A 13,217-nucleotide genomic window follows, 5' to 3' on the forward strand; every position below is an offset into this window, starting at 1 on the left:
ATGAATAAAGGGGCGGGATCGCTTAAAATCACAGGAATGTTGAAAAGATATAGTACATTCTTGATCTAAGTGGGTACTGCCCATAAAGTATCAAACTAATATAATAATAATTTAGATGTGAACGAGGTCGATTTGTCACATTTCCAGCAAACTATCTCCGCTTTGATTGAGCGAGTACAAAATGCCCAAGCAAGCGAAGTTCGTTGTGTTGAAGTTCTAACGCAAAAACCATCGTTTGCATTTATAGAATGGCTTCATGCTCAACCGCTCTTTCCTAAGTTCTACTGGCAGTCACGCGACACTCGTGAAGAGGTTGTTGCGCTCGGACAGTTACATACGTTTTCAGATCCTGCACCCGCGTACGCTATTCTTGGTGAAGACCAACGAATCTGGGGTGGACGCTCATTTGATGGGCACACCGCAAAGAACCGTCGCTGCATGGAGTCGTTTTTCTTCCTTCCTCAGGTTGAATTGATCCGCTTTGACAATACTTGGTCGCTGGCGGTTAATTTGTCCCCTGATCGCGTTTCTTCTATTAATGCTTTGAATAAGCTTTCTGTAGAAGCCGCGATATTGGCGCCTTTGTCTGCCCATATTGAACAGATCAATCACGTTCCAGAAAGAGAGCAGTGGGGCAACCTTGTCGATAAAGTGCTGCAAGGCATTAGCGATGAAGAGTACAAAAAAGTCGTTTTAGCACGTAAAACCACACTGCAACTCGATGCGCCTATCTGCGCAGCTCAATTACTTAAAGCCAGCTATCTGCAAAATCACCACAGTTTCCACTTTATGTTGGTGCTGGATTCTAAACACAGTTTCATTGGCTCGACACCAGAGCGCTTATATAGCCGACATGGTACGGAGCTTGATACCGAGGCGCTTGCTGGAACCATTGGTCGCGGAGAGAACGCTACTGAGGATATGGAACTGGCCAACTGGCTTTCTCAAGACAGCAAAAACCTCAATGAGAACCAGTATGTGGTCGACGACATCATTGAGCGTCTCACTCCTCATTCTCAAACGGTCCATGTTGAAAAGGATGCGCGTCTAGTGCGCTTGCGTAAGGTGCAGCATTTGAAGCGCAATATCCATGCTCAGCTCAACAATGGCGTTAATGGTGTGCAGTTGCTTGCTGCCTTACAGCCAACTGCTGCGGTGGCGGGTTTACCTCGTAAAGAGGCGATGGATTTCATTCTTGAACACGAACCGTTTGCACGAGGTTGGTATGCAGGCTCTGTAGGCTATATCAGTCATCAGCGAGCGGAATTCTGCGTGGCGATTCGAAGCGCCTTGATTGTAAACGATCAAGTACAACTGTTTGCTGGCGCGGGGATCGTGCCGGGATCGGTTGCCGAACATGAGTGGCAAGAGCTGAATAAGAAGATGTCGACTCTGCTCAGTCTCATTTCTGATCACCCACCATTAGGTGTGGCGTCATGAATCACGACCAAGCTGTATTAAACAGAGTTTGGTGTAACACATTACTTGAAGAGCTTGCCCGCAGCGGTGTTGAACATGTTTGCATCGCGCCAGGCTCTCGTTCAACACCATTAACACTCGAAGCCGAAGCTAACTCTAAGCTGACCTTACATACGCACTTTGATGAGCGCGGGCTTGGCTTCTTGGCTTTAGGTTTAGCTAAAGCGAGCAACAAACCCGTTGCGGTGGTTGTTACTTCTGGAACTGCCGTAGCTAACCTTCTACCAGCGACCGCTGAATCTGGATTAACGCGAGAAAAGCTAATCTTGTTGACCTCCGATCGACCGATTGATTTAGTCGACTGTGGCGCCAATCAAGCGATTCAGCAGCAGGGTATCTTTTCGTCTCACGTTGAAACGGCACTAAACCTTCCAAGTCCAACGACACAAGTTTCTTTGAATTGGCTTTTGACGTCGGTTGATAACGCACTGGCGAAACAGCGCAGCGTCGGTGGGGCTATTCATATCAACTGTCCGTTCCCAGAACCGCTTTATTCCGCTAATAGCGCCGAGATGTATGCGGATTATACAAAGAGCGTGGCAGCTTGGAGAGCTTCAACCTGCCTTTACTCGAACACTTATTTGCCCAGTCATTTAATCGCTCAGCCTGTTTCAGCAAGTGATTATGTCGCTCGTAAAGGCGCAGTGATTATTGGTTCTATCGAGAATGAAGCCGCAATTAAAGCCAAGCAGTTTGCGACAGCTTTGGGCTGGCCAGTATTCTGTGACCCTCAATCGGGTGTCAGTAGTGACTGGAAACACTATGATTTATGGATGCAAAGTGACGCAGCCAAAGCACAGCTTAGTCAGTGTGATTTTATTATCCAGTTTGGTGAGCGCATCGTATCTAAGCGTCTTAACCAATGGGTAAAAGAACAAGCTGCCACATTTTGTTCATCGCAGTACATCGTTGTTTCACCAGATGCACATCGTATTAATCAAGATCATCTGCCTCAAACTCATATTGTCGCTGATATCGAACATTGGTTATCAGAGCAACATCTACCAACGCTGTTGGGAGAACATGCTGGCTGGGCGGCATCTTTGGCGGAAGTCGCGAATACGGTTCAGCAGTTAGCGTTGGCGCAAATCTCTAATAACGACCAACTGACAGAGTTGAGCGTTGCCGTTGACTTGTCGTCTAGACTTAAGGGCAGAGAGCTTTTTGTGGGAAATAGCTTGATGGTAAGGCTGGTGGATATGCTGTCATCAATCTCTGCGACTCAAGTCTACAGCAACCGCGGTGCATCGGGCATTGATGGCTTGGTGGCGACGGCTGCGGGAGTGATAAAAGCCAACCAGAATCCTTTGATGATGCTGATTGGTGACACCTCTTTGTTGTACGACCTAAATTCGCTGGCGCTACTTACTCACAGCACAACACCAATGGTTATTGTGGTTACCAATAACGATGGTGGGGCAATCTTTGATTTTTTTCCGGTTCCTGAGCAACAAAAACAGTCTCTATATCAAATGCCTCATGGTTTCAATTTTGAACATGCTGCTGCGCAATTCCATCTTGGTTATGCGGCGCCAGAAACCTTGAATTGCTATCAAACGCTCATCGAACAACATTTTGAACTAGGTCAGGGTACCTTGCTCGTAGAAGTTAAGACGCCTCCCGAACAAGCGTCTACTTTGCTGAAGCAATTCAGCTCAATGCTCACCGAGGCATTAGCCTAAGGACTTTACATGCTTTACTCCAATTATTACCCAGCAGTACAAGAATCTTCTGACAAACCTTTGCTTGTTTTTTTACATGGTTTACTCGGAAGCGGGGATGATTGGAGTGCATGCCACCCCTTCCTCGAAGACTTTCCTCGTCTTTGCATAGATTTGCCCGGACACGGACAAAGCCGGTTTATCGACCCTGTAGGCTTTGATCATTGCTGTACCAAGATAGTTCAGTGCATCACATCTCAGCTGGCTCTCAACGATCTTCCTGTCGATTATCCTATCGTGGTGATTGGGTATTCTATGGGGGGAAGGCTTGCCATGTATGGGGTAACAAGCCCTTGCTTCGAAACTCTTAACTTAGAGAAAGTCATCATTGAAGGTGGCAACTTTGGCTTGGAATGTGATGAAGAAAGAGCACAAAGGTTAGTACACGATACGCAATGGGCTGTTCGCTTTGCACAGCAGTCGATTGAAGATGTTTTAGACGATTGGTATCAACAAAGCGTCTTTTCTTCACTAAATCATGAGCAAAGACAAACTTTGGTCATAAAGCGTAGTGGTAACCTTGGAGTATCCGTAGCAAATATGTTGTTATCTACTTCGTTAGCTAAGCAACCGGATTTACGTGCCACATTGAAATCTCATGAGCATTTATTGCATTATGTATGTGGAGAAAAAGATCGTAAATTCATGGAGCTAGCTGAGAATAGTGGCTTTGAATATAGTCAGGTGGATTACGCGGGTCATAATGTTCATTTTGAGCAACCAGAGATGTTTTCAAATCTGATCATCCAATGTATCGCCAGTCGTTGATGAACTGACTGAGCGAACCTCTCGTATCAAGCGCTATAGAAAGCAGAGCAACACCGTCGCGACCCTACGCTAGTCGCGCTCTCTAATAGAACAATGGGAATCATCATGGCTAAAACAGTAGGCATCACAGAAGAAGAACTTTACGCAGCCGTTAACTGGCGCGATGAAAGCAGTCAATATGAAGATATTCAATACCACAAGTCTGATGACGGTATTGCGAAAATCACGATTGCTCGCCCTCAAGTGCACAATGCGTTCCGTCCACAAACCGTAAAAGAGATGATCAATGCACTGGCTGATGCTCGTTATGACGAGAAAGTTGGCGTAATCATTTTGACTGGTCTTGGTGAGAAGGCGTTCTGTTCTGGTGGTGACCAAAGTATCCGTGGTGACTACGGCGGTTACCAAGATGACTCAGGTACGCACCACTTGAATGTACTTGATTTCCAACGTCAAATTCGTACTTGTCCAAAACCAGTTATCGCAGCGGTATCGGGTTGGGCAGTCGGTGGCGGTCATGTACTTCACATGATGGCAGACCTTACTATCGCAGCTGAAAACGCTCAGTTCGGTCAGACGGGTCCTAAAGTCGGTTCATTCGATGGCGGTTGGGGTGCTTCTTACATGGCTCGTATCGTTGGTCAGAAGAAAGCACGTGAAATTTGGTTCTTGTGTCGTTTCTACGATGCTCAAGAAGCATTGGACATGGGCCTGGTAAACACCGTAGTGCCTGTTGCCGACCTAGAAAAAGAGACCGTTCGTTGGTGTCGTGAAGTGCTTCAACATAGCCCAATGGCGCTGCGTTGCTTGAAAGCTGCACTGAACGCAGACTGTGATGGCCAAGCCGGCCTACAAGAGTTGGCGGGTAACGCAACCATGATGTTCTACATGACAGAAGAAGGCCAAGAAGGCCGAAACGCATTTAACGAGAAGCGTCGACCTGATTTCGACAAATTTCCGCGTAACCCATAGTCTTTCTCTTCTTTAAAATGAGTCGCTAATAGCGGCTCGTTTTGTTTTGATGTTCCCCGTTTTTTAGGAAACTTTATGAACTCAGTGAATTCTCAGCGTCACGCTAAACTCTACCGTTATCAATTGCCTATGGATAGTGGCGTGATTCTTCGTGACAATAAGTTGAACGAACGCGTTGGCTATATCATCCAACTAGAGTGTGATGGTAAAACTGGCTTTGGCGAAGTCGCACCTTTGCCAGGTTTTAGCCAAGAAGATGCCGAACAAGCTGGCATTCAGCTTCAACACGAATTAGAGCTTTGGAGCCACAATAACCCTCAAACGCCTTTTGATGAGCTATATCCTTCTGTTGCCTTCGGCTTTTCAATGGCGATGATGGAATTACGAGGCGAACTCAACGCTGAAGGTAACTACCAAGCTGCGCCGTTGTGTACAGGCGACCCAGATGAATTGATCCCTGTGCTGAATGAGATGAAAGGCGAGAAGGTCGCGAAAGTGAAAGTCGGTCTCTACGAAGCGATTCGTGATGGCATGCTTGTCAGCTTATTTCTTGAGTCGATCCCTGATTTAACCTTAAGACTTGATGCTAACCGTGCATGGAAGCCGGAAAAGGCTAAGCAGTTTATCAAGTACATTGCGCCTTCACTGCGTCAGCGTATTAGCTTTATTGAAGAGCCTTGCCAAAAACCAGAAGACAGCTTGGCATTTGCCATTGACCATGGCGTAGCGATTGCTTGGGACGAAACATTGCAAGAAGCGGTGCGAAGCCCAGAGTTTGATCTTAGCGACCTTACTGGTGTTAAAGCTGTCGTGATCAAGCCAACTCTTATTGGTTCTGTCGAACGTTGTGTGGCAATCATTGAGCGTGCACAGCAACTCGGTATCAAACCAGTACTAAGCTCAAGCATAGAGTCTAGCCTTGGCTTAACTCAGATTGCTCGATTAGCACAACAATACTTGCCTAATGAAGTTCCAGGACTTGATACAATTGGCTTGTATCAGCAACAGCTAGAGGTTTCTTGGCCGGGTTGTCAGCTTCCGGTTTCTACTCTTGAACAGCAACAATTGATTTGGTCTTCTTAGACCGAGCTATTTGAATGGCTATTTAGTTAGCTTAACAAGTTCTTAATCTATTTTTGGTTATCATATGATGCGCCCACAATCTAATCATCCCCCGCTCTGGGTAAAGTGGGCGCAGCAAAACCCACTTCAACCAGCGTTAGTGACCACTCACCGCACTTATACTTGGCAGCAAGTGTTTGTGTTGGTTAGTGAGTACCAACAACAGCTATCTCATCAAGGCCTATCTGAAGGTGATGTACTGACGATTGTTGGTAAGAATCAAGCTGAAGTGATCCCTGTTTATCTTGCCGCACTCAATTTGGGTGTGGTTTGTGCGTTTACGATGCCTCAGCCTAGTTTACGCCTGAAGCAAAAGCTCGATTCCTTATATCAAGCAGATCAACAGAGCTACCTTTGGCTCTTGGGCAATAGCGGAATAGAGCAATCAGAGACTGCCGATTTGAATACTCAGTTGGTGACCTTGCCTTGCCTAAGTGAACTGAAGTTTGATGGTGATGATGAGCAGATAACGACACCTCAAGAATCCAATTTCAATCCGCAAAATCTAGCGAGCATCGTATTCACTTCAGGTTCTACCGGAAACCCAAAAGCGGTCGCTCATACACTTGAGCAGCACCTATGCTCTGCGTCAGGGCTGCTTGAGGTGTTTCGTTATCAACAAGGTGACACGTGGTTACTGAGTTTACCTATGTACCATGTGTCGGGGCTGGCGATAGTTCATCGTTGGTTGGCGGCTGGTGGTTGCATCAAAATAGGCACAGGTCAGCTTGAAACCGATATAGAAGGTTGCAGTCATGCCTCATTGGTGGCTACTCAGTTACATCGATTGTTAAAGAGTAAGCAAGCACTTACTTTAACTCATGTACTTTTGGGTGGTAGCCATATTCCAGAGGCGCTTGGCCTTGAAGCTCGGCAAATGGGGATTGAGACTTGGCTTGGTTATGGGATGACGGAAGCAGCCTCAACGGTGACGGCAAAGCCTGTAGATGCGAGCAGCACTGCTGGTTTTGTGCTTAATCATCGTCAATTGAAAATTGAAAACCAACGTATCTATATTGGAGGCAATACCCTCGCTTCTGGTTATTACCATCAAGGTAAATTAACACCATTGGTGGACGAGCACGGTTGGTTTGACAGTAAAGATCTTGGTCAGTGGGATGGCGTTCAAGTGTCGATTATTGGCAGAGCCGACAATCAATTTATTTCTGGCGGTGAGAATATTCACTGTGAAGAAATTGAGCGTGCACTCAATCAGCTGCCCGAAGTTAAGCAAGCCTTTATTGTGCCCATAGAAGACAGCGAATTTGGTTTTAGACCAGTAGCTATTGTGGACTGTGATGAAGTTCTAACCAAAGAATGGTTTGCAGAGCAGCTACAAGGAAGCCTAGAGCGATTTAAGTTCCCAATTGAGTACTACCGCATGCCTCAGCAAGAACAGTTAGGTATTAAGGTATCGCGCGCGGGATTAGCGCAGTGGTTGTTGCAACACCGGCGCTCTAACTAATTGAGCCGGAGGTCTTTTTGTTCACTTGGCCTGCAGTTAGTTAATTTAGCAATTAGATAGTTCAAAACAGAATTTATTATCTTTATAACCATCCATCATAATAAGCCATATAAATAACGGATTATAGAATAAGGTCTTATTATGAAAATTGCCCTCACCATTGCGGTTTTACTGCAGATAGGCCAAGCAATCATCTCGTCAGGGTTGACTCGTTCGTTGGCTGAGCTCACCGCATTTGTGTTGGTTGTGGTACTTGTTTTAATGAAAAGAGAGAGCAAGAAGAGTGATAAGCCCCTGTTTGATTCGTGATTGTTACAACAAAGAATACCCTTACCACAAACGATAAAGGCAAAGCCCATTGGAGCTTTGCCTTTTTGTTTTGTTGCTCGCTAACTTGAGTGTCTAGTTCACCGAACAAACATCTAAAGCGTTTCTATGCGGGCTAAGCGAGAGTTAACCACGCCAATGAACCCGTTGAGATCATGACCCACATTGTAATACCAAACATCAGTGGTTTCGGCCCTGCCGCTTTTAACTTTTCAACTGAAATACCACAGCCAATTAAGAACAAACACACGACCAGTGCTCGCTTAGACACATCAAAGATTCCTTGATAGACCATCTCAAATTGTGGCAGTAAGTCACTCACCGCGATAGCGGCGCAATAGAAGAAAATGAAGTAGGGAACCGTAATCTTCTTTTGATCGTTCTTGAAGATCATCGCACTAATTAAAGCGATAGGGATGATCCAAAGTGCGCGAGCGAGCTTCAATGTTGTCGCTGTCGTCAGTGCTTCTTCGCCATACGCTGAAGCTGCACCTACTACAGAAGACGTATCGTGAATCGCTATCGCTGCCCAAGTACCAAATGTTTGTTGGCTGAGCTCAAGCGCGTGACCAATCATCGGGAATAAGAATAGAGCAACCGAGTTCAACACGAATACGGTGGCTAATGCCAAGCCAATCTGTTCATCGTCTGCTTTGATCGCGGGTGCCACTGCTGCTATCGCGCTACCACCACAAATCGCGGTACCAGAAGATATAAGATAGCCCGTAGTGCGGTCTAGCCCCATTTGTTTCGCCAAGAACCAACCAATGACTAATGTACCGATAATCGTCGTTACAATGAGCCCAATACCATCGCCTGTTACTGCTAATGCTTTTTCAAACTGAATACCAAAACCCAAGCCAACAATAGAGTAGGCCAGTAGCTTTTTGGTAAGCTTGCCGACTTCCAAGTGTTCAGGGACTAATCCTAAACTAGCAAGCAGGAAACCGATAACCAGGGCTGTCGGTGAGCTAACCCAAGGCGTTAAGCAAAACAGTGCAGCAAGATAAAATGGAACGGACTTTTTTAGGTTCATTGTATTTAGAGTCTTGTTTTGTTGTGGCGTTATTGTGATGAGACCACTATACGTTCAATAAAATGATAAGTAAGTCTAAATGAATTGAACAAACGTTAAGGAAAACTTAACGCTTGTTCAACTGATATGAATAAAGGGCTGGTTAACTAGCGTAATGATCCGCGAAGGTCAGAGACTGACTGTCGAAGCGTTTCACAAGAGGCTTGTTTAGGTGAAATCGGCTCGCCAGCTTCTATCTCTAGCTTAGTCCAGAAGCGAGTGGGTAACCCTTTACAGGCACGGCCTTTGTAACGACTAAAGTAGCTACCCCATAATCCTTTAAGAGCCATAGGAATCACTGGGACAGGGGAACGTTTGATGATCAGCTCCATACCACGCATGAACTCAGCCATTTCGCCATCAGAGGTGAGCTTTCCTTCTGGGAAAATACACACGATGTGATCTTCATGCAGGGCACGCTCTACTTCTTTGAAAGCGTTTCGAATCGAGTTGCGGTTGGTCGCGGAGATTGGAATCACCCCAGCTCTTTTCAAGAAGCCTCGAATTGGCGGCAACTTGGTGTAATCCTCTTCCATCACAAAACGGATCAAGCGAGGGCAAACCGCACTCAGCAGCAGTGCATCCATATAACTCACATGGTTGCAGACAATCAACGCACCGCCCTTTTCTGGCAGGTGATGTAAGTTCTTATGTTTAACTCTGTACATGGTGTGAGTGACCACCCACGTAAAGAAGCGGAAAGCGTAGATAGGCACCTGATAAAACAGGTACAGCATCACCAAAGTGTTGCCCACTGCGAGCAAGATAAACAGCTGCGGAATTGAAAGATCTAGAACACTAAGGCAAACAATACCTAATACCGCACTTCCCACCATGAACAGTGAGTTGTAGATATTGAGCCCGGCAATCACTTGGGCACGCTCGTCGGGCTTGGCACGTAACTGCATCAGTGAATACAGAGGAACAATAAAGACACCGCCAGAGATACCCAGAAGCATAAGGTAAGCAAACAGTGGCCACAGCTCTGAGTAGGTTACGAATTGATGGAAAGAACTAAAGTCAGGCAAAGACTCCGGGATGGATATCGCCATCAGAAGACCGAAGATCGAGATACCTAAGCTGCCCATTGGCACGATGCCGATTTCAATTCGGTGATTAGATAACTTATCACAAGCTAAAGAGCCGATTGCAATGCCTACCGAGAATAGTGCCAGTAAAAAGGCGACGGAGCTTTCAGTGCCGTTTAGATGCAGTTTAGTGAAGTTGGGAAACTGAGTTAGGTAAGCCGCACCAAGGAACCAGAACCAGCTGATAGACATCAGAGCTTGAAAGGTCGGGCGATCTTTTTTTGCAATCGCCAGTGTCGCGCGGGTCAGTTTTACAGGTTGCCACTTTACTTTAAGGTCTGGTGCATTACTTGGCGCTTGTGGGATAAACCAGCTTGATACATAGCCAAGCACGGCGAACGAAACAATACACACCGCAGCAATGAGCTTCGCGCCTTCTTCAGATGCAATGATGCCTGCGCCTAGAGTACCAATCAGGATCGCTAAGAATGTACCTGTCTCGACGAGAGCGTTACCAGATACCAGTTCTTTTGTTTCTAACTGCTGTGGAAGCAGGGCATACTTCACCGGGCCAAAGAAAGCACTCTGCGTTCCCATAAGGAACAGGAGCAGAAGTAATATTCCGTAGCTTTCGTAGATGAATCCGATCGCACCCAGTGACATGATCACTACTTCGAGGAGCTTAACTTTACGGATAAACCACGATTTTTCGTATTTGTCGGCCAGTACACCAGCTAAAGCTGAAAATAGGAAGAAGGGCAGAATAAAAAGGCCAGCGGCCAAATTAATGAATAGATTGCTGGAAATAGGCAGCGTGTCTACGCTTGCGAAAGCAACAAACAGTAACAGGACATTTTTGAATATGTTGTCGTTAAAGGCTCCTAGAAATTGGGTAATAAAGTAGGGTAGGAACCTTTTTTGCGTTAACAGCGAAGATTGGCTGCTGTTGTTCATTGTCTTTCCTTGGATGATTACCAGTTGGTTAAGTAGTTTGATACTAGGTTATTGATCAGCTCTTTACCATCAATAGGCTCAGAGGCGAAAAATTTATCATCAACGCTAAGTAAAGTAATTCCGTGTACTCCAGACCATAATACACGGCTGGCTTTAACGACTTCGCTTTTCGTATGTTCAGGAGCAATCGCTACTAGCAACTGCTCTAGCATGCCTGTCATTCTATCGATGCGGTTCGATTGCCATTCAGGAAGGTTTTCACCGTTCATGTTGTGCTCAAAGATAAGTTGCCAACGGTGAGGGTGTCTCTGTGCAAAATCGTGGTAGCAGTAGGCAAGGTTGAATAGAGCTTGTTGAGGGTTGCTCGATTGTTCAACAGCTGCAGCCGATTCTGACGCCAGTTCATCTAATGTTTGAGCGACCACATGCAAAAGCAGTAGGTTGTAGTTACCAAATACATTCACTAAGGTACTTGGTACGTAACCAATCATATTGGCGATTTTACGTAGACTTAGCTCGTGATAAGAGTGCTCTTCTAAGAAGTCGCTCACCGTTTTTAAGGTTAATTGCACTAATTGTTCGCGAGTATGATCGTTTCGTCTTGCCATGGGTACTTTCTATTAAATGAACATCGTTCAATATTTTAATGCTGCCCCTGAGTGCCGTCAATCCCTTCGCTAGTTTAGTAATCAATTAATAGCTGCAATATTATGATACATGTGTAAGCACGGTGAATATTTCATTGTTCTTTGTTAACGAGTATGATTAAGGTGTCGAAAGATAAAGAACCCTATTATAAAGGATAATAATGAAACGATTTTTCTCACTAGTCGCGATCCTGTTGGTAACAGTCGCGGTGACGCCAATCGCGGAAGCGAAAAAGTTTGGTGGTGGTAAGTCATTTGGCAAAAGCTTTAAAACGGCTCCAGCACCAAAACAACAAAACACGAATTCGATCCGTCAAGATCAAACAGGTAAGAACACAGCAGCTAACTCTAGCAAGAAAGGCCTTATGGGCGGTCTGCTAGGTGGTTTACTTGCTGGTGGTCTTTTAGCTGCATTCTTTGGTGGCGCATTTGAAGGTATCCAGTTCATGGATATTCTGATTATGGGGCTGATTGCTTTCCTAGCGTTTAAATTCCTACGCGGAATGTTGGGCGCGAAGCAGGGCTCAATGAATCAGCAGAATGCACGTGGCCAACAGCCAGCATTCGGCGGCATGGGTCAGAACAAGTTTGAACAACCTAAGCAACAACCAAATGTTCATAACTTCGAGCAAACACAACCTCAATCACAAGGCGCTGCTGGTGGTTTCGGTTTTGGTGCACAAAGCGATGTTCCACATAACTACCCACCGGGCTTTGATCAAGCGGCATTCATCAATGGTTCTCGTGAGCACTACCGTACACTGCAAGGTGCATGGAATCACAACGAGCTAAACACGATTGAAGAATACGTATCTCCAAGCCTATTTGAAGACCTAAAAGCTGAGCGTAATAAGCTAGACGGTGATCAGCACACAGACGTAATGTACGTTGATGCTGAAATCGTTCGCGCAGACCACGATGGTAGCAAAGCACAGCTAAGCCTTCAGTTTAGCGGTCGTTACCGTGACACAGCGGATGGCGTTGAAGAAGATATCACTGATATCTGGCACCTAGAGCGTGACCTAACAACTAACAATGCACCATGGTTAATTGTTGGTATTCAAGGTTAATTCCAGGATTTAACTCAACATCAATAGGATGTAGTTATTCGGAATAACACCAAATAATAGAAAGCCCCTGCTGAGAAATCAGCAGGGGCTTTTTTGCGTCTAATGATATGTATCTTAGTTAAAGATTGGATTAACCTGAGACTAACTAACTGATTTTATTTGGATGTAATGAGTAATGACAAAGTTCTTTGAACCCGTATTGGAGCCTGAGGTTACTTTGCAGCAGAAACAGATAATTGCGAACGAATGCGAAGAACATATATCGACCCATTGTTTAGGCTGCGCTGCTTATCTGGCTTGTGAGCGTCATGCAGAAGTATGGGATCACTGATGTTTGAATGGGCTAGATCGCTTAGTTATTTGTAGGAGCGGGTTAGTGTTTAGGAAGTTGAGGGTTGTTTTAGAAGACACGTTTAGTAAGAGATAAAGCTCAGAAACGAAAAAAGCCAACTCAATGAGTTGGCTTTTCGATTTTCCAATTAAGGAGAATATGGTGGAGGGAGACGGATTCGAACCATCGAAGGCAGTGCCGGCAGATTTACAGTCTGCTCCCTTTGGCCACTCGGGAACCCCTCCAGGGTGTGTCTTA

Annotated in this window: 11 protein-coding genes and 1 tRNA gene; 8 read left to right on the forward strand and 4 right to left on the reverse strand. The window is 45.6% G+C overall.

The features are described from left to right. The first annotated feature begins 132 nt into the window (after nt 1–132). The 7 genes from F0229_RS12400 to F0229_RS12430 all read left to right on the forward strand — a co-directional run bounded on the left by F0229_RS12400 (nt 133) and on the right by F0229_RS12430 (nt 7,836). Nucleotides 133–1,440 (forward strand): isochorismate synthase MenF, encoded by a 1,308-nt coding sequence (locus F0229_RS12400; protein ID WP_065583685.1) that lies wholly within the window; start codon nt 133–135, stop codon nt 1,438–1,440. Then, on the forward strand, nt 1,437–3,161 hold the full coding sequence (menD, locus tag F0229_RS12405) for a 2-succinyl-5-enolpyruvyl-6-hydroxy-3-cyclohexene-1-carboxylic-acid synthase (protein ID WP_171732957.1): 1,725 nt from the start codon (nt 1,437–1,439) through the stop codon (nt 3,159–3,161). Before F0229_RS12400 ends, menD begins: the two co-directional genes overlap by 4 nt. Before the next feature lie 9 nt (nt 3,162–3,170). Next, a complete protein-coding gene (gene menH / locus F0229_RS12410; protein WP_017065885.1) occupies nt 3,171–3,968 on the forward strand; it encodes a 2-succinyl-6-hydroxy-2,4-cyclohexadiene-1-carboxylate synthase in 798 nt (265 codons plus the stop codon). Nucleotides 3,969–4,073: 105 nt separating this feature from the next. After that, on the forward strand, nt 4,074–4,940 hold the full coding sequence (gene menB, locus F0229_RS12415; protein ID WP_017064079.1) for a 1,4-dihydroxy-2-naphthoyl-CoA synthase: 867 nt from the start codon (nt 4,074–4,076) through the stop codon (nt 4,938–4,940). Between the two features lie 75 nt (nt 4,941–5,015). Beyond that, nucleotides 5,016–6,023 (forward strand): o-succinylbenzoate synthase, encoded by a 1,008-nt coding sequence (menC, locus tag F0229_RS12420; protein WP_004736101.1) that lies wholly within the window; start codon nt 5,016–5,018, stop codon nt 6,021–6,023. A 64-nt stretch (nt 6,024–6,087) separates the two neighbouring features. Then, nucleotides 6,088–7,527, forward strand: coding sequence for an o-succinylbenzoate--CoA ligase (menE, locus tag F0229_RS12425; RefSeq protein WP_171732958.1), 1,440 nt, complete (start codon nt 6,088–6,090; stop codon nt 7,525–7,527). A 141-nt stretch (nt 7,528–7,668) separates the two neighbouring features. Continuing rightward, nucleotides 7,669–7,836, forward strand: a complete 168-nt coding sequence (locus tag F0229_RS12430; protein WP_017060175.1) for a hypothetical protein — start codon at nt 7,669–7,671, stop codon at nt 7,834–7,836. Nucleotides 7,837–7,969: 133 nt separating this feature from the next. On the opposite strand, the gene F0229_RS12435 is transcribed toward F0229_RS12430, so the two are convergent. From F0229_RS12435 to F0229_RS12445, 3 genes are all read right to left on the reverse strand, one after another. Continuing rightward, entirely contained in the window at nt 7,970–8,890 is a 921-nt protein-coding gene (locus F0229_RS12435; RefSeq protein ID WP_017060176.1) for a YeiH family protein, read from the reverse strand. A 146-nt stretch (nt 8,891–9,036) separates the two neighbouring features. After that, nucleotides 9,037–10,911, reverse strand: a complete 1,875-nt coding sequence (locus F0229_RS12440) for an MFS transporter (RefSeq protein WP_171732959.1) — start codon at nt 10,909–10,911, stop codon at nt 9,037–9,039. A 17-nt stretch (nt 10,912–10,928) separates the two neighbouring features. After that, complete coding sequence (locus F0229_RS12445; protein ID WP_171732960.1) at nt 10,929–11,519, reverse strand: TetR/AcrR family transcriptional regulator; 591 nt, start codon at nt 11,517–11,519, stop codon at nt 10,929–10,931. 200 nt (nt 11,520–11,719) lie between these two features. Here F0229_RS12445 and F0229_RS12450 point away from each other — a divergent pair, with 200 nt between their 5' ends. Next, complete coding sequence (locus F0229_RS12450) at nt 11,720–12,628, forward strand: Tim44 domain-containing protein (protein ID WP_017068945.1); 909 nt, start codon at nt 11,720–11,722, stop codon at nt 12,626–12,628. Between the two features lie 491 nt (nt 12,629–13,119). Here the strand turns inward: F0229_RS12450 and F0229_RS12455 are convergent. Next, nucleotides 13,120–13,204: transfer RNA gene (locus F0229_RS12455), tRNA-Tyr, on the reverse strand. Nucleotides 13,205–13,217: the final 13 nt, after the last annotated feature.

Source organism: Vibrio sp. AIC-3 (genome assembly GCF_013114515.1).
Lineage (GTDB): Bacteria > Pseudomonadota > Gammaproteobacteria > Enterobacterales > Vibrionaceae > Vibrio > Vibrio crassostreae_C.